This window comes from Allobosea sp. 2KB_26, from assembly GCF_052115715.1.
In the GTDB taxonomy this organism is placed as follows: domain Bacteria; phylum Pseudomonadota; class Alphaproteobacteria; order Rhizobiales; family Beijerinckiaceae; genus Allobosea.
Genome location: NZ_JBFRHE010000005.1, coordinates 178804 through 202727 on the forward strand (window position 1 = coordinate 178804; position 23924 = coordinate 202727).

Below are 23924 nucleotides of genomic sequence, written 5' to 3' on the forward strand. Positions count from 1 at the left end.
CGGTGGCTGACTGTCGTCAGATGCCGCGATCGAAGCGCAGCTCGCCCGAGGCGCTCTTGATCACCAGCCTGCCCTCGACGAGGTCCCAATTGCGGGCTCCGCGCAAGGCGACCAGATAGGCGCGCTCGAATTCGGCGGCGCCCTTGTCGCAGGAGCGCTTGGTGATGGCCATGGGGCCAACCGCGATCCCCTGCTGGCGCAGCGGGTATGCCGCCGCGGAAAACGTGTTGCAGCCGCTGTAACCGGTGCCGCGCAGGTTCGAGTCGATCTGAAGCGTCGCCTTGCGCTCGGCGATCGACTTGCCGTTCATCGAAACCGCCGTCCAGGAGGCGCCCAGGGGAAAGGTCTTTTCCTGCTGCGGCGCTGCAGGCGCCTGCGCCGGCTGGTTCTGCATATCACGCGGCGACATCGCCTTCCGCTGGGCGGAAGCCGGCGAGACAATCAGCAGTGGCGCGAGGCTCAGGGCGAAGACAGCGGCGTAGCCAAGGCGTCGATTCATCATTTCTCTACCTATGCGGGGCCGGGACGATAGCCGACGCCCCGCTCTCATGGAAACGCCTAGAACCGTATCGCGTCGGGATCAACTGCGATCATTGCGACAACGTTGCTTTGCCGAGCCGCAGCGCCAGCAACGTCACGCGGCATCGCGTCGGAAATGCGGCCGGCTTCAGCCCCAGGCGCCGCCCGGTGCCGCTCAGATGCGCGCCAGCAAGCGCTCCAGCAGGGGGTTGGCCTTGCGGAAGACATAGGCCGGGGCGTTGACCGTGATCTCGTCCGCGCCGGTTCCGGCCAGATCGTCGACCAGAGCGAACACCGCCTTCTCCGGGCAATGGATAGCCAGGATACCGCTCTCGGCATGCGCACCGAAGGGCAGCCGCGCGCCATGTCGCGCCACCATCTCCTCGATGGCCGCAGGCTTCGCATCGGTGAGCCGCGCGCGGATCTCCCGGACGGAACGCCCCTCCTCCTCGGCCGCGATGCGCGAGAGAATGGCATTGGCGGCGGCGCGTGCGCGCGGGCTCCACGGCGCCCGCACCGAGGCGACGAGGTTGGCCTCGGAGGCCAGCATGACGCCATCGTCCAGAATCTTCAGGGCGTTGGCGGCCAGCGTCGCGCCGGTGGTGGTGATGTCGACGATGATTTCCGCGGAGCCGGCGGCCGGTGCCCCCTCCGTCGCGCCCAGGCTTTCGACGATGCGGTAATCGCCAAGCCCGTGCTCGGCGAAGAAACGGCGCGTCAGGTTCACATATTTGGTGGCGACGCGCAGTTTGCGGCCATGGCGTGCGCGCATATGGCTCGCGACATCGTCGAGATCGGCCATGCAGCGGACATCGATCCAGGCCTGCGGCACGGCGACCACAACATTGGCGTGGCCGAAGCCGAGCGGCGTCAGCATCTCGACGGCGGCATCGGCATCGGCCACCTGCTCGCGCACGAGGTCCTCGCCCGTGATCCCGAGATGGGCAGCGCCGGAAGCCAGTTGCGAGACGATCTCCGAGGCCGAGAGGAACGCGACTTCGGCGCCGTCCAATCCCGCGATCGTGCCGCGATAGTCGCGCGAGCCACGCGACTGCACGAATTTCAGCCCGGCGCGGCCGAAAAAGGCAGTCGCGTTTTCCTGGAGCCGCCCCTTGGAAGGGACTGCGAGAACCAGCGGAGCGTCGCTCATGATGATTGTCCCGTCAGCCGGTCGAGCCAGAGCGAGGCGCCGACTGCCGGGGCCGGCTGAGGCGCACCAAGCCGACCGAGCACATTGTCGTAACGGCCACCGCCGGCGACGGGCCTGCCGTCGCTGCGGCTCAGATCATGCAGCTCGAAGATGAAGCCAGTGTAATAGTCGAGATTACGGGCGAATCCGGTTGAGAAGGAGATCTGGCCGACATCGACGCCACGCGCCGCAAGGAAGCCGGTGCGCTCGTCGAAGGCGTCGAGTTGCTGGCCCAGGTCGAGCGAAGCCTGGTCGGAAAGTGCCCGCAATGCGGCCGACGCCGCATCGGGATCACCCGTGACGGCAAGTGCCTGACCGAGCACGGCCTTCACATCCTCATTGACCGGGTTCTCGCGCTCAGCGGCACGGGCCAGGAAGCGTTCGGCGATATCGCCGGCGGAGCGGCCGCCGACCGTCGAGATCCCGGCAATCGACAAGACATCCTCGACAAAGGCCTTGGCCGCCTTGGGATCCTGCCCCTCCAATGCCTTGAGCAGTCCTGCATGAGCCGTTTCGCCAGTGGCTGCCGGCGGATCGAGCGCCTCGACCGCCTCGGCCGCCTTGCCCTGCACGACCGCGCGCATCAGCCGGCGCCGCGCACCCTGCGGCACGGACAGACCATCGAGCAATGCGCCGAGCAATGCGACGTCGCCCATCAGAACACGCGGCTGCGTCAAGCCAAGCGCCGCCGCCGCCTCGATCGTCAGTGCCATGATCTCGGCGTCGGCTGCGGCAAAATCCTCGCGGCCAAAGGACTCGAGCCCGGCCTGCGCGAATTCACCGGGCTCACGCGAGCGCATGCGGAAGACCGGTCCGGCATAGGCATAGGCCATCGGCGCACTCACGCCCGCCGCGATGTGATCCAGCGCCACCGGAATCGTATATTCCGGGCGAAGGCACCAATCGCGGCCATCGGCATCCTGCGTCATGAAGATGCGCCGGCGGATATCTTCGCCGGAGAGGTCGAGAAAGACGTCGGCCGGCTGCAGAATCGCCGGCTCGGCGCGCTGATAGCCCTCAGCGGCGAGAAGCGCGATCACGGTGTCGATGCTGGCGCGTGTGGCGGACAAGGGCAGCTTCCTGTTGCGCCGCTGTCCTAGCAGCCGCGTCATGGATTTTCGATGGTTTTTAGGGAAATGGGTTAGCGGGATTTGGCGACCGACTCGTTGCCGACGCTTTCCGTCATGGTCGGGCTTGTCCCGACCATCCACGTTTTTGCCTAGGATGAGCACTCAAGACGTGGATGCTCGCCACAAGGGCGAGCATGACCTTCAATCAGCCGTGTCGCTTCAGCACCCGCTTCACCCCCTCGACAAGCTCGGTCACCGGCACGGCGAACTGTGCCTCGGCCTGCCTCGCCTTATGCTCGGCCGAATCCTTGACGTCGCGGCTCGCAGCGGCGAGTTCCGCGCCGAGGATCAGGTCCTTGATCACGATCGTGCCGGCCTCGCGCTCGGAGGAGCCCTGGATCACGGCGCAGACCGCGCCACGCTTGTCGGCATATTTCATCTGGGCGTTGAAGCCGGAGCCGCCGAGGTAGAGATCGGCACGCAGCAAGGGCTTGCCGTCCCCATCCCGGGCCTGGCGGAGCCGCGACACGAATGCCTGGTAGGCCGGCATATGCTCGGGTGTCTTGTTGTCCATGGCGGTGACGACGACGAGCGGCAATTCGTTCTTCGTGTCGACCAATGGCGACTTCACCGCCTTCAGTGCCGAATAGAGCCGCGAGACGCCGATCGAGAAACCCGTCGCCGGCACCGGTTCCGGCCGGAAGCGGCCGACCAGCCCGTCATAACGTCCGCCGCCGGCGACCGAGCCGAAGCGCACCACCTGCCCCTCGTCATTGGTAACCGGGAAGGTCAGCTCCACTTCGTAGACCGGGCCCGTGTAATATTCGAGGCCGCGCACGACGGAAGGGTCGATGACGACGCGGTCGCCATAGCCAGCCGCTGCGATCAGATCCGCCATCATGCGCAGTTCCTCGGCGCCTTCATGGCCAACGGGTGTCGACGCAAAGCCATCTGCAAGACGCTGTGCGGTCGCGGCATTGTCCGCGGCTCTGGCCTCAAGAATGGACAGGACGCGCGTGGCCTGTTCGGCGCTTAAGCCCGCGCCCTTCGTGAAATCGCCGCTCTCGTCCTTGCGCCCGTCCCCCAGCAGCAGCCGCACCCCGTCGGGGCCGAACTTGTCGAGCTTGTCGATGGCGCGCAGCACGGTCAGCCGGCGCCCGGCATTCTCGTCGCCGCCAAGCCCGATCGCCTCCATCACGCCATCGAGCACCTTTCGGTTGTTGACCTTGACGACATAGTCGCCGCGCTTGATGCCGAGACGCTCCATCGTGTCGGCAGCCAGCATGCAGATCTCGGCATCAGCCGCGACCGAGCCTGAACCGACGATATCGGCATCGAACTGCATGAACTGACGGAAGCGCCCGGGCCCCGGCTTTTCGTTGCGGAAAACGTAGCCGGCGCGATAGCTGCGATAGGGCTTTGGCAGCGCATCGAAATTCTCGGCGACATAGCGCGCCAGCGGCGCCGTCAGGTCGTAGCGCAGCGAGAGCCACTGCTCGTCATCATCCTGGAAGGAGAAGACGCCCTCGTTGGGCCGGTCCTGGTCCGGCAGGAATTTTCCGAGCGCGTCGGTGTATTCGACGAAGGGCGTCTCGACCGGATCGAAGCCGTAGAGCGAAAAGCTCTCGCGAATGACGGACAGCATGCGCTCGGTCGCCGCCACATCGGCAGGACCGCGGTCGATGAAACCACGCGGCTGGCGGGCTTTCAGCTTGTCGGGTTTCGACATGGTTCAGGCTTCACTTCTTGAACGAGATGCGGAACAGCCCGCAGGATAAGGTCCCGCGTTCGGTAACTTGACCGGGCAACGGGGGCAAGCATGCTTGCCCCTCCCCGAGCGGGAAGCGCCTATTCGGCCGCGGACAGCATGTCCTTCTGCTGACGCGGATCACCGAGGGGGGCGTCCTTGATCCCCGCCCTCGCCAACTTCTCCGGCAGCGGCCCGCCGGTGGCCCAGTCGAGCAGCTCGGCGGTATGGACGACCGGCGTCGTCGCGCCCCGGTCGGCGAAGCCCTTCGTCAGCTGGGTCATGCAGCCGATATTGCCGGTGGCGACGATCTGCGGCTTCGTCTTCTCGATATGGCCGATCTTGCGTTCGCGCAGCTGCCCCGCGATCTCCGGCTGGAGGATATTGTAGACACCGGCCGAGCCGCAGCAGATATGGCCCTCCGGCACCTCCTTCACCTTGAACCCCGCTCCGCTCAGAAGTCGTTTCGGACCGTCCTTGAGCTGCTGCCCGTGCTGCATCGAACAGGCCGAGTGATAGGTCACCGGCAGCGCGACCTCACGGACATGGCGCAGCTCGAGCGTCTCGAGGAACTCGGTGACATCCTTCGCGAGGCTCGAGATCGTCGCCGCCTTCTCCGCATAGGCCGGCTCGTTGCGGAACATGAAGCCATAATCCTTGATCGTCGTGCCGCAGCCCGAAGCCGTGATCAGAATGGCATCCAGCCCCTCGCCGTCGACCTCAGCCATCCAGGCGTCGATGTTGCGCCGGGCAAAGACATGACTGTCCTGTTCGCGCCCCATGTGATGAACGAGCGCGCCGCAGCAGCCCTCGCCCTTCGGCAGCACGACTTCGACGCCATGGCGCGTCAACAGACGGATCGTCGCCTCGTTGATGGCGGGATCGAGCACCGGCTGGGCGCAGCCCGAAAGCAGCGCCACACGCTTGCGGCGCACGGCCGTGACGGGGAAAACCTGCGGCCCCTCCATGGTCGAGCGCGCCGGCAGGCGTGCAGGCGCCAGCGCCAGCATCGCCTTCAGCCGCCCGCCGACCTGCGGCAACAGGCCGAGAAGGCTCCCGAAGGGCTTGCCCAGCATCGCCGCCAGCATCGCGGCGCGGAAGCGACCAGGATAGGGCAGGATCGCAGCGAGCACCCGGCGCAACGCCTGGTCATGCCAGGAACGCTGATAGGTCTCCTCGATATGGGCCCGGGCATGATCGACAAGGTGCATGTAATGCACGCCTGAAGGGCACGTCGTCATGCAGGAGAGGCAGGACAGGCAGCGGTCGACATGCTTCACCACCTGCTCGGTCGCCGGCTTGCCGTTCTCCAGCATGTCCTTGATCAGGTAGATCCGCCCGCGCGGGGAATCGAGTTCGTCGCCCAGCAGCAGATAGGTCGGGCAGGTTGCCGTGCAGAACCCGCAATGCACGCAGGTCCGCAGGATCTTCTCCGACGCCGGCAGGCGTGGATCGGAGGCCAGAAGTTCGGCCGTGAAGTTGGTCTGCATCGCTCAGGCCCCTCCCTGCCAGATTTTGATCCAGTCGGCGGGGTAGATCAGCATGATGATATTCAGGGTCAGGTTGTCACGGATCAGGTAGCCGACCACCAGCTCCATACCGAGCGCAAGCGAAATGGTGAGCCAGACGGGCAGGACGCGGGCGAGAAGGAAGCCGACGATCATCGCGGCGATATCGGAGACCGAATTGATGATGCTGTCGCCGGTATAGCCGAGCGAAATCGTCATCTCCCGATAGCGGTCGATGATCGCCGGGCTGTTCTCGGCGATTTCCCAGGCGTTCTCGATCAGGATCGCCAGAAGAAGCGCCTGCCCGAACGAGATCGGCAGGCCGGTCAGCCGGCGCACCGACCAGAACAGGCCATAGAAGAGGAAGCCATGGATGATGTGGGAGAAGGTGTACCAGTCGGCAATATGCTGGGAGTTCTCCGACGACATCACGACGCCCTGCCATGGCTTGACGTAGCCGCATTTGCAGATCGGCTCGCGGCCCATGACAAACAGGATCAGGGCGGCTGCTGCGATCATCAGAGCCGCGACGAGGGCGATCGTGCCCGGCTTGAACCGCCCCGGTGCCCAGGCTTCGCGGCGCTCTCCTTCAGCGCGGATCTCACGCGTGGCGGCTATCTGGTCGAACACCATCAAATCCCCGCATACATCCGGCCGGGCTCGAAGATTCCGGCCGGGTCGAAGCTGTTCTTGATCCCGGCCGTGACCCGCATCAGCGGCTCGGCCAGTGGTTCGAAGACCGGCACAACTGCGCGAACCGCGTGGGGCGCGCGCACCAGGGTCGCGTGACCGCCGAGTGACCTGATCGCAGTGCGGATCGCGGCGGCTCCAGCGTCCTCGTCAGCCGGCACCGCGAGCCAGACCAGACCGCCGCCCCAGTCATAGAACCACCGTGCTTGCGGCAAAGCCTGCGTGATCGCAGCCGTAGCGCGCGGGGCCCTCGTCGGAGCAAGCGAGAGCCGCCAGACGGCCTCATGGCTGCCGGCGAAGAACCTCGCGTCGCGTACGGAATGCCACAGCTCCTGCGAGGCGGCGCCCTCGATGCGTTCGGGCTTGCCGCACTGGCTCAGCAATTCGTCCAGAGCATCGGCGCGGTAGGCGATCGAGCTCGCGAAATTCTCCAGTCTGAGCAGCGTGCGGGCGTGGTCGGCCCCGATGCCCGGCGGCAGATGCGCCGCCGCCATCGGTTCGAAGGGCGAGCCGAGCGCAGCCGAAAGCAGAGCGACCGCCGCCTCGTCGGCAAGGCCGGGCCAGGCCAGCGTGACCACACATTCCGGCGCCGGCAATACGCGGAAGGTGACTTCGGTCAGGAAGCCAAGCGTGCCGTGGGCACCGCTCACCAGCTTGACCAGATCGAGCCCGGTGACGTTCTTCATGACCCGGCCGCCGGACTTGATCGCCTCGCCCCGGCCGTTGATCAGCCGGATGCCGATCAGCGAGTCGCGGGCTGCTCCGGCGTTGATCCGGCGCGGACCGGAGATATTTCCGGCAGCGACCGCACCGATCGTCGGGTCGCCCTCCGTGCCCAGCAATGCGCGATGATCCATCGGCTCGAAGGGCAGCATCTGGCCGCGGTCGGCCAGCGTCCTCTGGATCTCCGCCAGCGGCGTGCCGGCCCTGGCGCCAATCACCATCTCGGACGGCTCGTAGAGCGTGATGCCGGTCAGCCCGGCGCTGGAGATGGTGCTCACGACCTGCGTCGGGCGGCCCAAACCGGTCCGCGTACCGCCGCCTCGAATGGTGACGGGCGTGCCGTTGGCAGCGACGGAGGCGACGACGGCGCAGGCCTGGGCTTCCGTGGTGGGGGTGTGAATGGTCACGCGGCGACCCTGCCATCGAGCGGAAAGACCTTGGCCGGGTTCAGCAGCCACTCGCCGTCGAAGACCGCCCGCACCCGCATCTGCTGGTTGAGATCGGCCTCGTTGAACTGCACGCGCATCAGATCACGCTTCTCGATGCCGACGCCGTGTTCGCCGGTGAGGCAACCGCCCACCTCGACGCAGAGCTTGAGGATGTCGTTTCCGGCATCCTCGGCTTTGCGCGCCTCGACGGGGTCGTTGCAGTTATAGAGGATCAGCGGGTGAAGATTGCCGTCGCCCGCATGGAAGACATTGGCGACGCGCAGTCCATAGCCTTTGACGATCTCGGCCATGCGCTGCAGCACGAACGGCAATTGCCCGGTCGGGATCGTACCGTCCATGCAGATGTAGTCGGCGATCCGGCCCGTCGCACCGAAAGCCGATTTGCGGCCCTTCCAGATCGCGGCGGTCTCCATCGCCGACTTGCTTTCCTTGACCGTCTTGACGCCATGTTCGCGCGCGATCGCGACGATGCGGGCAAGCTGGGCGTCCATTTCCGCGTCCGAGCCTTCGACTTCGATGATCAGCAACGCCTCGACATCCATCGGGTAGCCGGCCTTGGCGAAGGCTTCGCAGATCTCGATCGCCGGCTTGTCCATGAACTCCATCGCGACGGGGATGATGCCGGCGCCGATGATGGCGGCCACCGCGGCACCCGCCTGCTCGCTGCTCGGGAAACCGAACAGCACCGGGCGCGCGCCCTCGGCCGAGCGCAGGATCCGCACCGTCGCTTCGGTAACGATACCGAGCTGGCCTTCGGAACCGACGATCAGGCCGAGCAGGTCGAGACCCGGGGCATCGAGATGGGCGCCCCCGATCTCGACGATCGAGCCATCGAGCATCACCAGGGTCACGCCCAGCACATTGTTGGTGGTGACGCCGTATTTCAGGCAATGCGCGCCGCCGGAATTCATGCCGATATTGCCGCCGATCGAGCAGGCGAGCTGGGAGGACGGGTCGGGCGCATAGAAAAAGCCCTCGGACATCACGGCGCCGGTGACGGCGAGATTGGTGACGCCGGCCTGCACCCTGGCGGCGCGGTTGGCATAGTCGATCTCGAGGATGCGATTCATTTTCGAGACACCGATGACGACGGCATCCTCCTGCGGGATCGCACCACCGGCGAGCGAGGTGCCAGCGCCGCGCGGGACGACGGGAACGCCCTGCTCGCCGCAATAGCGCAGCACCGCCGCGACCTCCTGTGTCGTCGAGGGCAGCACTACCGCCAGCGGCATGCGGCGATAGGCGGTGAGCGCATCCGTCTCATAGGGCCTGCGCTCGTCATCGGAGGTAATCAGGGCCTCGGGCGCCACCAGTCCGGCGAGCCCGGCGATGATCGCATCGCGGCGCGCCAGGATGTCCGCGCGCGGCGCGGGAAAGGCAATGGCGCTCATGGTCTCCTCCTCCGGGTGTCAGCTCTCGCGATATCACCCACACCCGGTTTCATACAAACAGGTTAGACCAATTCGAACCCGCTTGCAGCGCGACCAAAAGCCATGATTATTTCCAAAATGGAAAAGGTGGGCGAGCATGGACCGGTTCGGCGATCTGGATGTCTTCGCGCATGTGGTGACGGCCAAGAGCATGTCCGCGGCGGGGCGCGAATTGAAACTCTCGCCGGCGGTGATCTCGAAGCGCATCCGCCGGCTCGAGGAGCGCCTCGGCGTGCGGCTGCTGCAGCGCACCACGCGGCAATTGTCACTGACGGAGGCGGGCCAGGGTTTCTATGAGCGCGTGGTCTCGATCCTGTCCTCGATCGAGGATGCGGAGGCCTGGGTCGCAAGTGGCGCCGGCCAAGCGCGCGGCACCTTGCGCGTCTCGGCCCCCACCTCCTTCGGCCGGTTGCATATCGCGCCGCATCTGAAGCCCTTTCTCGATGCCAACCCAATGGTGACCGTCGATCTGATCCTGAGCGATTCCTTCGTCGACATCATCGCGGAGGGGTTCGACCTCGCGGTGCGGATCGCCGACCTCCAGGATTCCAGCCTCGTCGCCAAGCGGCTCGCGCCCAATCACCGCGTGCTCTGTGCTGCGCCGGACTATGTCGCCGCTCGCGGAGTACCGGCCAGCATCGAGGAGCTCTCTCACCACACGCTGATTGCCCATAATGCCGACCAGTGGCGGCTGGACGGACCGTCCGGTCCGGTCGGCGTGCGGGTCAACGGACCGCTTCGGACCAATTCCAGCGAAGTCGTACGCGAGGCGCTGCTCGCCGGCGTCGGCATCGCCTTGCGCTCGACCTGGGATGTCGGGCCAGAACTGAAGACCGGGCAGCTCGTCAGGGTCCTGCCGGATTACGCGGTCGGCAAGCGTGTCGCCGTCTACGCGGTCTATCCCAGCCGCCGGCACATGGAGCAGAAGGTGCGCGTCTTCGTCGATTATCTCGCGGAGCTCTATGGCGCGACACCGTACTGGGACGCGGGGCTTGATCTATGATGCGGCTCCCGCCCGCCCGTCATAGGGCATCTGCGCGGCGCCCGATTGCCCGGACACGTCGCTTGCTCGATTTTCGACAGATCACTGGAGAATCCCGTTCATGTTCGGCTTGATCGAAGGCACAGGCGTCGAGGTTCTGGACAAGCGCTTCCACCGGGTCGTACCGGGCTCGGCGCGGGTCGAACGGCTGTGGACGGGGGCCCGCTGGTCCGAGGGGCCAGCCTGGTTTCCAGCCCATCGCAGCCTGGTCTGGTCCGACATCCCGAACAACCGCATGCTGCGCTATGACGAGGCGAATGGCCAGGTTGGCATCTTCCGCCAGCCGGCACGGAATTCGAACGGCAATACGGTGGATCCGCAGGGCCGGCTCGTGACCTGCGAGCATGGCGGGCGGCAAGTGACCCGGACGGAACATGACGGCTCGATCACCGTGCTTGCCGACAACTGGCAGGGCAAGCGGCTGAACTCCCCCAATGACGTCGTGGTGAAGTCCGACGGCTCGATCTGGTTCACCGACCCGGATTACGGCATCGGCAGCGACTATGAGGGCGACAAGGCGGATGGCGAGATCGGCCATTGCAACGTCTACCGCATCGATCCGGTCAGCGGCGCGCTCTCGATCGTCGCCGACGACTTCGTCAAGCCGAACGGCCTCGCCTTCTCGCTGGATGAGAGCGAGCTCTATATCGCCGATACGGGGGCGAGCCATGACCCGGACGGACCGCGCCATATCCGCAAATGCGCCGTCACTGGCGACGGCGCGCCGCTGGGCCGCTCGGAGATCTTCGCAACCTGCTCGGCCGGCCTGTTCGACGGCTTCCGGCTCGATGCCACCGGCCGCGTCTGGACCAGCGCGGCGGACGGCGTGCATGTCTATGACCCCGACGGCACCTTGATCGGCAAGGTGCTGATTCCCGAGATCGTCGCCAATGTGTGCTGGGGCGGCGCGAAGCTGAACCGTCTCTTCATCTGCGGCACGACATCGCTCTATTCGGTGATGACCCACACCAACGGGGCGACCTGGCCGAAGCGCTGAGGCGCGTTCAACTCTGCGGCGGCTCCGACTTCATCCGTACCACCAGCAACGGCATCGCGAGACCGAGCAGCATGAAGCGCGCAAGATGATGCGCGCCGACATAGAGCGGGTCGAGCCCCATGGCGAAGGCGAGCATCGCCATCGCCTCCAGCCCTCCCGGCGCGAACGCAGCCATCGCACTGGCATAGGGCACGCCCGCAAGCCAGGCAGCCGGCCAGGCGAAGGCGAAGGCCACCACCATCGAGACGAAGAAGCCGCCAATGGCGAGCGGGAACAGCCCGGCGATCTCACCGCGCTTGAGGTTAGAGACGCGGCCGCCCATGGCCGCGCCGAGCATGACCATCACCACGGTCGCGATCTCGGGCGGGAGCGTGCCATGGACCGCACCGGTGCCATGCAGCACGGCACTGGCCATGGTTGCTCCCAGGATAAAGGGCGCGGTGACGCCGATGCGCTCGAAGATCAGCCCGGTGACCAGGGCCGCACCGAGAACCAGCGCCATATCCGGTACGCTGGCAACGATCACCGCAGGCATCTGCCCCACGCTGCCATCGCTCAGGGCCCGCATCAGAGTGGGCAGGATCGCGACCAGGACGAGGATGCGGAAGAGCTGGATCACCGCGATGCGGCCAAGATTGGCACCCTTGGCATGGGCAACGGCGATGACCGCCGACAGCGCACCGGGCGCGGCGGCCAGCAGGGAATCGATCCAGGACCAGCGCGCGACGTAACGCAGATAGGCGCCAGTGGTGAGCATGATGGCAGCGAGCGCGACGAACAGGACCGCCAGCGAACCGGGATAGCGCGCTGTCGCCGCAAGCGCCTCGGGCGTGGCGGAGGAGCCGATCAGCACCCCCGACATCAGCATGGTCGCATCGAACCAGGGCTTGCGCAGATCGGGCAGGCGCTTGGCGACGCCGACGATCGAGACGATCAGCATCGAACCCGAGAGCCAGGCGGCCGGCACGTCGAACAGCGCGAAAATGCCGCCGCCGAGGGCGGCGCAGGCAATCACGGCCGCTTCACGCGACAATGTCTTGAGCCTGTAGGGAATGTAAGCCGGGCCGGTCATGTCACTCGGAGCAAGCGCCGAGGAGACACGACGCAGGGCCGATCAATGACCGTGGCGCACAATCCGGTCAAACGATGAGATGCCATCGCCGCGCAAGGCTGGGCTGCGCCCAGCGGTGCCTATGACGTCAGCGCCCTTTGCAGCCGCGCCACCGCCTCGACGAGGTCGGACGATTTGCGCGCAAAGCAAAGCCGCAGGCCCTTCTCCCCCCCAGGGCCGAAGGCCGTGCCCGGCGCCAGGCCGACATTGGCCTCGTCGACCAGTTCGATCGCCAGCGCGCGCGAATCCTCGCGGCCGTCGACGCTGAAGAACTGGTAGAAGGCGCCGTCCGGCGCGGTCAGCGAAACCCGATTCGTCGCCTTCAGGCCTTCGAAGATGATCCTCCGGCCTTCGGTCGCACGCGCGATCTGCTCGGCGACGAAGGGCTCGCCCTCGGTAAGGGCGGCGATCGCGGCGCGCTGGACGAAGACCGGCGACCCCGAGGTCGAATACTGGATCAGGTTCTCGACGACCTGGCCGAAGGCGGCCGGCACCTCGATCCAGCCGATGCGCCAACCCGTCATGGCCCAGTTCTTCGAGAAGGTCTGGACGAAGAGGACGCGATCCTCCGCCTCCATCACATCATGGAAGGAGGCCGCGCGCGGCGCTCCGCCATAGACGAAGCGGCCATAGATCTCGTCGGCGATGATCCAGATGCCGTGCTTGCGGGCCAGCGCAAGCAGCGCAGCCATCTCGTCTTTGGTCGCGGTCCAGCCGGTCGGGTTCGCCGGGGAATTGATGACGAGCGCACGTGTCTTCGGCGTGATCGCCGCGGCGAGCTTGTCGAGATCGAGCGTGAAGCGTCCGTGCTCCAGATCCATCGGCACGCATACTGCCTTGGCTCCGGCCACGCCGATGGCCGCGGCGAAATTGGGCCAGGCTGGCGTCGGAATCACGAGTTCGTCGCCAGGTCCGGCGATCATCCTGACGGCGATCTGAACGGACTGCATGCCCGAGCCGGTGACGAAGAAGCGGTCGGCCGAAAGCGGCTGGCCGTAAAGCGCCGTGTGGTAGCGCGCGAGCGCCTCGCGCAATTCCGGAATGCCGCGCTGCCAGGTGTAGAAGGTCTCGCCGTCAGCCAACGACTTGTTGGCGGCACGGACGATAAAATCGGGCGTCGAGAGATCGCCCTCGCCCACCCAGAGCGGGATCAGGCCGGGCTTGACCCGGCCGTGATTGACCACCTCGACGATGCCGCTTTCGGGTGCATTACGGGCCTCCGGCCTCAACTCGGCAATCAGGCTGGCGCCCGGCAGCGTGCTCGTCGTCATCGGCTTCGACCTCGCAAGTTCAATGCCTCACCTTTAGCCGAAGCGGCGGGCGGGAGGCATGAAATCGCGAGATCGGGTCGATCGCTCGCGGTGATGAATTGCCCGCGAGCGGTGAGCGAAGTCAGGCGTTCTTCTGCTTCAGCAGATCGCGGATTTCGCCGAGGAGCACGACGTCCTGCGGCGGGGCCGCCGGCTCGGCCGCAGCTGCCTTCTGGTCGCGCTTCACCCGGTTGATGCCCTTAACGACCAGGAACAAGGCAGCGGCGATGATCAGGAAATTGATCGCTGCGGTGACGAAGCTGCCATAGGCGAACACCGCGCCCTGCTTCCTGGCCTCGGACAGGATCGGGCTGGTGACCGCACTGTTCAGGCCGAAGAAATAATTCGAGAAATCGAGACCGCCAATCGCGCCGAAGATCGGCATGATGATGTCGGCGACGAGAGAGTCGACGATCCTGCCGAAGGCCGCGCCGATGACCACACCAATGGCGAGGTCGATGACGTTGCCCTTCATCGCAAATTCTTTGAATTCCTTCAGCATGGCCCTGCCCCTTCACCTCGGGATGATCGGCTTCACGCCTACCGGACGGCGTGCACGGATGTCGCAGGCTAATTGAGAGTTGCAGCGGTTAGAAGCCCGTCAGAGCGCCGACCTTTCGCCAGTGCACAGTCTTGGTCCTGGTTGAACGGGCGATAGCGCGGTGCCGCAGCGCAACGGCCGGGCAATAGCGGCCCCGCGCCCAGCGGGAAAGCTCCGGTCCAAGAGCTCGCGAGATCAAGAGCTTAGGCAGCGCCTCGGCCGAAAGCCGCATCGCGCTCGGCGTGCACATGCACTAGGCTGCGCTGCTGCCGCTCTGGCATGGAGGCAAGATGATCCCGGCCTGGTCCGTCGTTCTGGTCGCGCTCGGCTATCTCTGCGTGCTGTTTGCGATCGCGCACGCGGCCGATACCTTCGGCCGCAAGCTGATGGGCGGCCCGGCGCGCACGACGATCTATGCGCTGGCGCTTGGCGTCTACTGCACCTCCTGGACCTTCTACGGCTCCGTCGGCTTCGCCAATCGCGCCGGCTTCGATTTCCTCGGCATCTATGTCGGGCCGATCCTGGTCATCGGCTTCGGCTATCGTTTCGTCACGCGTATCGTCGAGATCGCCAAGTCGCAGAACATCACCTCGATCGCGGATTTCGTCGGGGCACGCTACGGCAAGAGCGAGCGAGTCGCCGCTCTCGTCTGTCTCGTCGCCGTGATCGGTGCGCTGCCCTATATCGCCTTGCAGCTCAAGGCCGTCGCGAATTCGCTCTCGGTGTTCCTCACCGCAACAGGCGGGCAGGCACTGACGCCGGATGTCCCGGTCCTGAGCGACCTCGCCTTCCTCGTCGCCATGGTGCTTGCCGGCTTCGCCTGTGCCTTCGGCACACGCCATATCGATGCAACCGAGCACCAGGACGGGCTGGTGCTGGCCATTGCGGCCGAGTCGCTGGTCAAGCTGGTGGCGTTTCTCGCGCTCGGGATCTTCGTCGCCTATGGCCTGTTCGATGGCTTCGGAGACCTCCTCGCCCAGGCGGCGAACATGCCGGACGGGGCGCCTCCGATCTGGGAGCGAACCTCGAGCTGGCCGACCTTCCTGACGCTGACGCTGCTCTCGTCCTTCGCCGCATTGCTGCTGGCGCGGCAATTCCACATGACGATCGTCGAGAACCGGGACCCTGGCGATGTCCGCCGCGCCGCCTGGATGTTTCCGCTCTACCTCGTCCTGATCAATCTCTTCGTGCTGCCGCTGGCGGCGGCGGGCGAATTGCTGATGCCGGGAAGCGGCATCGATCGCGACATGACCGTACTGCTGCTGCCCCTGGAACGGGGTGCAGGCTGGCTCGCGCTGTTCGTCTTCATCGGCGGGCTCTCGGCGGCGACCGCGATGGTGATCGTCGCTTCGGTCGCGCTCGCCATCATGATCTCGAACCATCTCGTCATGCCGCTGCTGGTGCGTGGCCGAGGCCTGCTGAGCGACCCGGACCGAGCCATTCCGAGATCGCTGCGTTCCGGCCCCACCGGGGGCGATCTGGGTTCGCAGGTCGTGATCATCCGGCGCTTCGCCATCCTCGCCGTGATCCTGATGGGCTACGCCTATTACCGGGCGGCGGGTGAAGCGGCGCTGGTCTCGATCGGACTCTTGTCCTTCGCGGCAACCGCACAGATCGCGCCGGCATTCTTCGGCGGATTGCTCTGGCGGCGCGGCACCGCGCTCGGCGCCGTCGCAGGCTTGACAGCGGGCACGCTGACCTGGGCCTACACATTGCTGGTCCCCAGCCTCGCATACCCCACCAGCGTCTGGAGCGAGATCGTGGCCCAGGGGCCGCTGGGCATCACTTCATTGCGGCCGGAAGCCCTGCTCGGCCTCGATCTGCCGGCACTGCCGCACGGCGTGCTGTGGAGTCTCGGCCTCAACCTTCTCTGTTATATCGGTTTCTCCCTGCTGCGACCGGCCAATGCCATGGAACGCCTGCAGGCCAACTCCTTCGTCACCTCCGATCGCGCAACGATGGCCCAGTCCTTCTCGCTCTGGCGGTCCAGCGTCACGGAGGCCGAACTGCAATCGACCATCGGTCGCTATCTCGGCCAGGAGCGAACGCAGCGCGCGTTCGAGGGCTTTTCCATCGGGCGGGGCGAGGTTGCCAGCAGCAGCAATCGCGAGGCCGACATCCACATGCTGCGCTTCGGCGAGCATCTGCTCTCGTCCGCCATCGGCGCAGCATCCTCGCGGCTTGTGCTCTCCCTGTTGCTGCGCCGCCGGAACCTGTCGACCGAAGCCGCCTTCAAGCTGCTCGACGATGCTTCGGCAGCCCTACAATATAATCGCGACATCCTGCAGCACGGGCTCGACCATGCCGGCCAGGGCATCACCGTGCTCGACCGGGACCTGCGGCTGCTCGCCTGGAACCAGGCCTTCATCGAGCTCTATGACCTGCCGCAGTCGCTGGTGCGGTTCGGCACCGGGCTCGACGAGATCGTCCGTTTCAACGCTGCCCGCGGCGCCTATGGCGATGGCGAGCAGGATGAGTTGATGGCCGCGCGGCTCGAGAGCTTCGTCAATGACCGCGAGCCCGTCCGGCTCAAGCTCTTTCCCTCGACCAAGGTCATCGAGATCCGCTCGAATCCACTCCCCGATGGCGGCCTGGTGACGACCTATACCGACATCACCGAGGCCGTCGCAGCGCATGAAGAGCTCGAGCGGACCAATGAAAGTCTCGAGCGACGCGTCGCCGAGCGCACCGAGGAAATTCTCCACGTCAACGCCGAGCTTCAGCGCGCCAAGGCCGAAGCCGAGGAGGCGAATGCGTCAAAGACGCGCTTCCTGGCCGCCGCCAGCCACGACCTTCTGCAACCCCTCAATGCCGCGAGGCTCTATGCGACGGCACTGGTCGAGCGCGACCGGATCGCCACCAGCCCCGAGCTCGCCGAGAATATTGATGCGTCGCTGGACGCGGTCGAGGAAATCCTGACGGCACTCTTGGAGATCTCGCGTCTCGACGGCGGCGCACTCAAGCCGGAACTGACCAGTTTCAGGCTTGACGAACTGATGCGCCAGCTCCAGCGCGAATTCGAGCCGAGCGCTCAGGAACGAGGCCTGCAACTGGTGTTTTCGCCCAGTTCCGTCGCCCTGCGCTCGGACCGGCGCCTGCTGCGCCGGCTGCTGCAGAACCTGATATCGAACGCGATCAAATACACACCGAACGGCAAGGTCCTGGTCGGCTGTCGCCGCCGCGGCAATCAGGTTTCGATCGAGGTGCTCGATACCGGCCTCGGTATACCTGCCAGCAAGCAGAAGACGGTGTTTCGCGAGTTCCAGCGACTCGATCAGGGGGCCAGGGTCGCCCGTGGCCTCGGTCTCGGGCTTTCCATCGTCGAGCGCATCTCCCGCACGCTCGACCATAAGCTGACCCTGACCTCCACGCCGGGGCGCGGGACGCGATTCTCGGTGATGGTGCCGCGAACGGCGCCGCTCCCGGCCATGGCGACCAGCAGCGCCCCGCCCCCGACGCCTGCGGGGCAATTGGCCGGTCTCAAGCTCCTGGCCATCGACAACGAACCGACGATCCTCGATGGCATGAAGCGCCTGCTCGAAGGGTGGGGCTGTGCCATCGCGACGGCGCCCGGCCTCGACGAGGCGCTTGCCCAGGTTCAGGCCCACGGCATGCCGGACGTGATCATCGCCGACTACCATCTTGACCATGGCGACGGGCTGAGCGCGATCGCGGCCTTGCGCGATCGGTCTGCCAGGCGCGTTCCGGCGATCCTGCTGACGGCCGATCGCTCGCCTCAGGTGCGGGAGGCGGCTGCTGCCTTCGATGTCCATATCCTCAACAAGCCGCTGAAGCCCGGGGCGCTCAGAGCCCTGCTTGCGCAATGGCGTGCGATGCGTCTGGCTGCTGAATAGCGGGGAGGCCTGTCCCGCTCAGCGCTCGGCAGCACCGGCCTGGCGCATCGCCTCCTCCGAGGCGAGAAAGGCCGCGACCTCGGCGCTCTGCGGCGGACTCTCTGCGCTGATCCCGATATCTGCGAGAATGCGGGCCACCGGGACGTAGCTCCTGCTCGCGCGATCGTAGAGGGCAGCCCGCACCAGCGCCACGGCCGCAACGATCTCCGTGCCGTCCCGGCCCCGGCTGAGAATGCGATGCTGCATGACCAGCCAGTTTTCGGTCCAGCACAGGATCCGGGTCTCAAGTTCGAAGGGCCGGAACAGGCGCAATTCACGCCTGAAACGAACGATCCCGGCATTGACCACCGGCACCCAACCTTCACGCAGCACCGCGCGCCAAAGCCCGGTGCGCAGCATCAGGTCAGTACGCCCTAGATCCATGAGACTCCAGTAGCGGCCGTTGTTCATGTGCAGGCTGGTGTCGAGATCGTGGAACCAGACGCGGAACGGCAGGGCCGACACGTCGAAAGGCGGCTTCAGCCTGGGCCGGAAGGGTGTGGTGACAAGAAGCCAGAGCAGGCGCAGCCAGAGGTTCATGCAGGCTCCTGTGGAGCGCCGCCGTCAGACGGCGCGCCCCGTTCCCGATGTCGCGACGATTGGCCATATCATCGTCACCGACTCGCGCCACTCTTTCGCACGCCCTGCAGCGGAACTCGCCATGCCGACACTCCATGTTTCGTCCCTCGCCCGGCTTCACGAGACGGTGGCATCGGTCGGTGCCAGCCATGTCGTCACCTTGATCAACGTCAACACGGTCGTGGAGCGCCCGGCCGGCATTCTGCCCGAGCGGCATCTCTTCATCGGCATGTCGGACATCACGGCGCCGCTGGACGGGCATGTCCTGCCCGACGAGGACCATGTCCAGCGCTTCCTGAGCTTCATCCGCGACTGGGACCGCGCCGCCCCGATCGTCTTTCATTGCTGGGCGGGCATCAGCCGATCGACTGCTGCGGCCTATATCGCAACCTGCGCCCTGCGGCCCCAGCGTGACGAGGCGGAGATTGCGCTTGCGCTGCGCAGCGCATCTCCCTCGGCCACGCCCAATGCCCGGCTCGTCTCGATCGCAGACCAGATCCTGGGACGCTCCGGTCGCATGATGGCGGCGATCGAGAGCATCGGCCGGGGCGCGGACGCGTTCGAAGGCACACCGTTCCGCATCGATCTCGATTGAGGCGGCGCCGGGCTTGCTGCATCGTGGTGGTGACATGCCCAAAGTCACATCCCCCGCCATCGAGATCGGCCTCGCGGCAGCGATCGTCGCCTTCACCGGCCACCAGCCGCATATCCTGACGGCGCAGGTTCACGACGGAGACACAACGCCGGGGCTCCCCTACGGTCCGTTCGATCCACTCACGCATCGCACCTTCGAGATCGGCCTGCGCTCCTGGGTTGCGGACCAGACCGCGCTGTCGCTCGGCTATGTCGAACAGCTCTACACGTTTGGCGATCGCGGACGGCAGGCGGAAGTCCGCGATACCGGCCCCCATGTCGTCTCGGTCGGTTATCTCGCGCTGACCCGCGCGCCATCCCTGCCAGAGCAGGTCGCATTCCAGCCTTGGTATGGCTTCTTTCCCTGGGAGGACTGGCGCGCCGGCCGCCCCGCCGTACTCGACTCGACCATCCTCCCGCAGCTCGACGACTGGGCGCAGGACAAGGCGGCCGAACGCGCCGAGCAGGAGCGGCGCGCGTTGTCGCGCCAGCAGCGCATCGCAAGTTGCTTCGGGCTCGGTGGCGTGCCCTGGGACGAGGAGAAGACACTCGAGCGCTACGAACTGCTCTACGATGCCGGGCTCGCCTATGAAGCGCTGCGCGATCGGCGGCCCGACGCACTGCCGCGTTCCCCCAGTCCCCTGCTTGGCCGGCCGATGCGCTTCGACCATCGCCGAATCCTCGCGACCGCGATCGGCCGACTGCGCGCCAAGCTCAAATATCGCCCGGTCGTGTTCGAGTTGATGCCGGACGCCTTCACCCTGACCGCGCTGCAAAACACGGTCGAGGCGATCTCGGGCCGGCACCTGCACAAGCAGAATTTCCGGCGGCTGGTCGAAAGCGCAGCGCTGGTCGAGCCGACCGGCACGATGACCCGCACGGCCGGACGCCCCGCCGCGCTCTTCCGCTATCGCCGCGAAGTCATTGCCGAGAGGCCGGCTCCAGGCCTGCGCGTCGGCGGCCGCAGCCTCGGAGGAGAGCGGTAGTTTTGTGCGGCTGCGAAGGGAGTTGTCGTGCATATCAGCGCGACAGCCGAAAAATTGAGCAGAAAATTGCTTGCTTCTTCCGAAATTTGCGACAATGCATCGCCCTCAAGAGGGGGCCATGCCATGACGATCGAACTCGATTCCCGCGACCGGACCATTCTGCGCATCCTGCAAAGCGATGGCCGGATCACCAATTCGGACCTCGCCGAAAAGGTTCACCTCTCCCCTTCCGCCTGCCTGCGCCGCGTCCGGCAATTGGAAGAAAGCGGACTGATCCGCGGCTATGCGATGATGCTCGACGACAAGATCGCCGGCTTCCCCGGCACGGCCTTCGTCTTCGTCACATTGGACCAGCAGGGGCGCGCCTCGCTCGAAGGGTTCGAGCAGGCGGTGCAGAATCTGCCCGAAATCCTGGAATGCCATCTGCTGGCTGGCGCGCACGACTATCTGATGCGGGTCATCTATCGCGACAGCGCCGATTTCGAGCGGATCCACACCGACATCATCACCCAGCTCCCGGGCGTCACGCGTGTCCAGTCGACGCTGACGCTGCGCACGATCAAGAAGACCTCCGCATTGCCGGTCTGATGCAGGGTTGCGGCGAACAGGGTCAGAGCCGATAAGAGTGGCCCAACGGGAATCGCCGATCTTGACCGACGCCAAATCCAATTCCGATATCGCCGCGCTGCCTTTCGAAGAGGCACTGAAGCAGCTTGAGAGCATCGTTGCCCGGCTCGAGCGCGGTGACGTTCCACTTGAGGAATCGATCGACATCTACACCCGCGGCGAAGCGCTCAAGGCACGCTGCGACGCCCTGCTGAAGCAGGCCGAGGCCCGGATCGAAAAGATCACGCTCGGAGCCGACAGCAAGCCGGCCGGCACAGCCCCGCTGGACGTCGACAAGTAAGCCCGGCGCAGCCCGCGGGCTAAGCGGAGAGCAACGACTCGATCAGCCCGGCCACATGCTGCACCGCCGGGTCGCGGTCACTGCGCCTGTGCCAGGCGACATGGAGCGGGAAACCCGCAACCGGGATCGGCGGCTCCAGCAACGCATAGTGCCCGCCGGCATCCTGTGGCAGCGTCCGGCTCGGCAGCAGTGCGATCAGGTTGGAGTCGAGCAGCAGCGGCGGAACGATCAGGAAGCTTGGCACGACCATGCCGACATGGCGTTTCCTGCCGAGGAGCGAGAGCGCCTCGTCAAGCGCGCCGAAGGTCTCGCCGCGGCCCGAGACCAGGACATGCGGATAGGCGAGCCAGCGATCAAGATCGAAGGCTTGCGCCGCCGGGTGCTCCTTCCGCATCGCCACGACATAGCGCTCACGCAGCAATTCCTTGCGGGTAAAATCCTTCTCGACGCTGGGAAAGACCGAGACGGCAAGATCGGCATGGCCTCGTGCAAGACCTTCAAGTGCCTCCGGCGCACCGCGCCAGGGCATGAGCGCCAGTGTGATGCCAGGCGCCGTGCGCGCAAGCTCGCGATACAAGCCTCCAGCCAGCAGTGTCGGGGGCAATTCGGCCGTCACCACCCGGACAATCTGCTGCAAGGTCGCGAGATCGGGCTGCGGCGGATCGAGCAGGGCCGTCATCTGAGCCAGCAGATCCTTGATGGGCTGCTGGAGCGACTGCGCCTTGGCAGTCAGCCGCATCTGCCCCTTGCCGCGCTCCAGGAGCCTGTCGCCGAAGAGATGCCGGCAGCGGTCGAGCGCGCTGGATGCTGCCGGCTGGGACAGCCCGACCCGCTCCGCGCCGCGCGAGACATGGGCCTCGTCCAGGAGCACATCGAGGACGACGAGCAGGTTGAGATCGATCGACCTTAAATTCATGAGATGGATAGTATGATATATCCATCATCCATTGGAGTAATTTGTTGGGCGACCGCATCCTCTGAACATCGCAAAGGAGGACGCCATGCCCAACACCCTGATCCTGTTGTTCCATCCCGATTTCGCCAGTTCGAACGCCAACCGCGCCCTCTGCGAGGCCGCTGCCGGACTGCCGGGCATCACCGTCGTCGACATGCAGGCCCTGTATCCGGATGGTGCGATCGACGTCGATGCGGAGGTCGCACGCCTCCTTGCGGCAGACCGCATCGTCCTGCAATTCCCGGTTCAGTGGTACTCGACGCCGCCACTGCTCAAGGCATGGCAGGATGCCGTGCTGACCCGGATGTTCTACCTGGCCTACCAGGACGAAGGGCGCCTGCTCGCCGGCAAGCCGGTCCTGATCGCCGCGACCGCCGGCAATGTCCCGGAAGCCTATACGCCCGCGGGCCAGAACCGCTTTTCGCTTCGCGATCTTCTCCGCCCCCTGGAAGCAACGGCCCATCGCTGCAGCCTCGACTGGCAAGACCCCTTCCTGATCTACGAGGCACGCAAGGCCGACACTGAGGCGCTGCAGCTCGCCGGAGAGCATTATGCCCGCCGGATCGGCCGCCTTCCGTGCCCGATCCCGGAACGCGTGCAATGATGTCGCCTGGCTTCAATGCAAGGCCGCGCGACGCAGCTCTCTTCCTGGCGCTTGCCCGGCTGATCCCGGCGCTCATCCTGCTGCAATTGCTGCTGGTCGGACTTGCGTTCTTCGATGGTCTCGGCTGGGGACCGCACCGGGCGCTCGGCGGCGCGATCGCGGCGCCGATCCTCGCCCTGCTCATGCTGAGCCAGCGCAGCTCGCTGCACCATCATCGCCGCGAGGTGGCGCAGCTTCTCGGGCTCTATGGATTGCAGGTCGCGCTGGCCGGAATCGGCGAGACCATCGGCGCGGGACCGATCCAGGCCCTCCACGCCGCCAATGCCGGCCTCCTGCTGCTGGCCGGAGCCAGCCTGGCGAGAACGGCACATCAGTACGGGCCTGGAGAGGCCGAGTTGCCGCGCTCCAGAGGCTGGAGCGCGGCATTGTCAGCACTCAGGCCGAACCCGCCCCTGCCGAGCGGCTGGACGCCTTCAGGATAGCGGCTCCCAGGGCGGATTTCAGGACGGCGCCGACGATGAAGGGGACGACGCCGAGGAGCAGCGCACGCTCCACGCCGATCAGGGCCGCAAGCCATGCTGCGCCAATCACCAGGCAGAGCGCATTGCCGAGCAGCATTGCCGCGAAGGACCGCACGAGACGATCCCCGCCCCAGCCGCGCTCTGCGAGCCAGCCGACCAAAGCGGCCACGATCGGGAAGGAGAAGAGATAGCCGCCAGTCGGGCCCATGAAATGCGGCAGGCCCGACGCGCCGCCCGCAAGAACGGGGAGTCCAAGTGCTGCCTCGAACAACCAAGCGAGGACAGTGACGGCGCCGAGACGCCAGCCATAGAAGGCGCCGATCAGCGTCACCGCCAGCGTCTGCATGGTGATCGGCACCGGAACCATCGGCACGCTGATTTGCGAGGCCAGAGCCAGGAGCAGGGTTCCAAACAGCACGGCGCCCGCCTGCACGAGGACAGGGCGGCTGCTCAGGCGCAGCGGACTGCCTCCCGGCTGCGTCGGAGCATAGGTCATTTCGTTCATTGCGATCTCCATCAG

23 protein-coding genes are annotated in these 23924 nt (G+C 66.0%); 9 read left to right on the forward strand and 14 right to left on the reverse strand.

Annotated elements, in window-relative coordinates:
* Positions 1-16: 16 nt before the first annotated feature.
* From AB4099_RS16655 to AB4099_RS16690, 8 genes are all read right to left on the reverse strand, one after another.
* Complete coding sequence (locus tag AB4099_RS16655) at positions 17-499, reverse strand: META domain-containing protein (protein ID WP_113515608.1); 483 nt, start codon at positions 497-499, stop codon at positions 17-19.
* Positions 500-694: 195 nt separating this feature from the next.
* Entirely contained in the window at positions 695-1669 is a 975-nt protein-coding gene (gene hisG / locus AB4099_RS16660; RefSeq protein WP_441478854.1) for an ATP phosphoribosyltransferase, read from the reverse strand.
* The gene (locus tag AB4099_RS16665; protein WP_441478855.1) at positions 1666-2778 is read right to left on the reverse strand and encodes an ATP phosphoribosyltransferase regulatory subunit; all 1113 of its coding nucleotides are present in this window, start codon (positions 2776-2778) and stop codon (positions 1666-1668) included. Before AB4099_RS16665 ends, hisG begins: the two co-directional genes overlap by 4 nt.
* A gap of 205 nt (positions 2779-2983) precedes the next feature.
* Positions 2984-4507: a histidine--tRNA ligase gene (hisS, locus tag AB4099_RS16670; protein WP_441478856.1), complete on the reverse strand. Its 1524-nt coding sequence runs from the start codon at positions 4505-4507 to the stop codon at positions 2984-2986.
* A gap of 119 nt (positions 4508-4626) precedes the next feature.
* Entirely contained in the window at positions 4627-6015 is a 1389-nt protein-coding gene (gene glcF, locus AB4099_RS16675) for a glycolate oxidase subunit GlcF (RefSeq protein WP_441478857.1), read from the reverse strand.
* A 3-nt stretch (positions 6016-6018) separates the two neighbouring features.
* Positions 6019-6573, reverse strand: coding sequence for a DUF2585 domain-containing protein (locus tag AB4099_RS16680; RefSeq protein WP_441478958.1), 555 nt, complete (start codon positions 6571-6573; stop codon positions 6019-6021).
* A 92-nt stretch (positions 6574-6665) separates the two neighbouring features.
* Positions 6666-7853, reverse strand: a complete 1188-nt coding sequence (gene glcE, locus AB4099_RS16685) for a glycolate oxidase subunit GlcE (RefSeq protein WP_441478858.1) — start codon at positions 7851-7853, stop codon at positions 6666-6668.
* Positions 7850-9286, reverse strand: coding sequence for an FAD-linked oxidase C-terminal domain-containing protein (locus AB4099_RS16690; RefSeq protein ID WP_441478859.1), 1437 nt, complete (start codon positions 9284-9286; stop codon positions 7850-7852). Before AB4099_RS16690 ends, glcE begins: the two co-directional genes overlap by 4 nt.
* Positions 9287-9422: 136 nt before the next feature.
* Here AB4099_RS16690 and AB4099_RS16695 point away from each other — a divergent pair, with 136 nt between their 5' ends.
* A complete protein-coding gene (locus tag AB4099_RS16695) occupies positions 9423-10328 on the forward strand; it encodes a LysR family transcriptional regulator (protein ID WP_113515527.1) in 906 nt (301 codons plus the stop codon).
* A 100-nt stretch (positions 10329-10428) separates the two neighbouring features.
* Complete coding sequence (locus AB4099_RS16700; RefSeq protein WP_113515526.1) at positions 10429-11364, forward strand: SMP-30/gluconolactonase/LRE family protein; 936 nt, start codon at positions 10429-10431, stop codon at positions 11362-11364.
* Between the two features lie 7 nt (positions 11365-11371).
* Here AB4099_RS16700 and AB4099_RS16705 read toward each other — a convergent pair whose 3' ends face one another.
* From AB4099_RS16705 to mscL, 3 genes are all read right to left on the reverse strand, one after another.
* The gene (locus AB4099_RS16705) at positions 11372-12436 is read right to left on the reverse strand and encodes an AbrB family transcriptional regulator (protein WP_113515525.1); all 1065 of its coding nucleotides are present in this window, start codon (positions 12434-12436) and stop codon (positions 11372-11374) included.
* 119 nt (positions 12437-12555) lie between these two features.
* Entirely contained in the window at positions 12556-13746 is a 1191-nt protein-coding gene (locus AB4099_RS16710) for a pyridoxal phosphate-dependent aminotransferase (protein WP_113515524.1), read from the reverse strand.
* A 121-nt stretch (positions 13747-13867) separates the two neighbouring features.
* Complete coding sequence (mscL, locus tag AB4099_RS16715) at positions 13868-14287, reverse strand: large conductance mechanosensitive channel protein MscL (RefSeq protein WP_113515523.1); 420 nt, start codon at positions 14285-14287, stop codon at positions 13868-13870.
* A gap of 329 nt (positions 14288-14616) precedes the next feature.
* On the opposite strand from mscL, the gene AB4099_RS16720 reads away from it, so the two are divergent.
* Complete coding sequence (locus AB4099_RS16720) at positions 14617-18180, forward strand: hybrid sensor histidine kinase/response regulator (RefSeq protein ID WP_441478860.1); 3564 nt, start codon at positions 14617-14619, stop codon at positions 18178-18180.
* A gap of 18 nt (positions 18181-18198) precedes the next feature.
* Here the strand turns inward: AB4099_RS16720 and AB4099_RS16725 are convergent, their stop codons facing one another.
* A complete protein-coding gene (locus AB4099_RS16725) occupies positions 18199-18759 on the reverse strand; it encodes a thioesterase family protein (protein ID WP_441478861.1) in 561 nt (186 codons plus the stop codon).
* A gap of 121 nt (positions 18760-18880) precedes the next feature.
* On the opposite strand from AB4099_RS16725, the gene AB4099_RS16730 reads away from it, so the two are divergent.
* From AB4099_RS16730 to AB4099_RS16745, 4 genes are all read left to right on the forward strand, one after another.
* A complete protein-coding gene (locus tag AB4099_RS16730) occupies positions 18881-19393 on the forward strand; it encodes a tyrosine phosphatase family protein (protein ID WP_441478959.1) in 513 nt (170 codons plus the stop codon).
* A gap of 34 nt (positions 19394-19427) precedes the next feature.
* A complete protein-coding gene (locus AB4099_RS16735) occupies positions 19428-20417 on the forward strand; it encodes an NUDIX hydrolase (RefSeq protein WP_113515520.1) in 990 nt (329 codons plus the stop codon).
* Between the two features lie 123 nt (positions 20418-20540).
* Positions 20541-21005, forward strand: coding sequence for an Lrp/AsnC family transcriptional regulator (locus tag AB4099_RS16740; protein WP_441478862.1), 465 nt, complete (start codon positions 20541-20543; stop codon positions 21003-21005).
* A 61-nt stretch (positions 21006-21066) separates the two neighbouring features.
* Positions 21067-21324 carry an exodeoxyribonuclease VII small subunit gene (locus tag AB4099_RS16745; RefSeq protein ID WP_441478863.1) on the forward strand — a complete coding sequence of 86 codons (258 nt, stop codon included), beginning with the start codon at positions 21067-21069 and terminating at the stop codon, positions 21322-21324.
* A gap of 19 nt (positions 21325-21343) precedes the next feature.
* Here the strand turns inward: AB4099_RS16745 and AB4099_RS16750 are convergent, their stop codons facing one another.
* Positions 21344-22240, reverse strand: a complete 897-nt coding sequence (locus AB4099_RS16750; protein WP_441478864.1) for a LysR family transcriptional regulator — start codon at positions 22238-22240, stop codon at positions 21344-21346.
* 85 nt (positions 22241-22325) lie between these two features.
* On the opposite strand from AB4099_RS16750, the gene AB4099_RS16755 reads away from it, so the two are divergent.
* Together AB4099_RS16755 and AB4099_RS16760 are read left to right on the forward strand one after the other, a co-directional pair.
* Positions 22326-22883 carry an NAD(P)H-dependent oxidoreductase gene (locus tag AB4099_RS16755; protein WP_441478865.1) on the forward strand — a complete coding sequence of 186 codons (558 nt, stop codon included), beginning with the start codon at positions 22326-22328 and terminating at the stop codon, positions 22881-22883.
* A complete protein-coding gene (locus AB4099_RS16760) occupies positions 22880-23365 on the forward strand; it encodes a DUF6220 domain-containing protein (protein ID WP_441478866.1) in 486 nt (161 codons plus the stop codon). The genes AB4099_RS16755 and AB4099_RS16760 overlap by 4 nt, the downstream gene beginning before the upstream one ends.
* Here AB4099_RS16760 and AB4099_RS16765 read toward each other — a convergent pair.
* Entirely contained in the window at positions 23319-23909 is a 591-nt protein-coding gene (locus AB4099_RS16765) for a biotin transporter BioY (protein WP_441478867.1), read from the reverse strand. The two genes, AB4099_RS16760 and AB4099_RS16765, sit on opposite strands and share 47 nt — an antisense overlap.
* Positions 23910-23924: the final 15 nt, after the last annotated feature.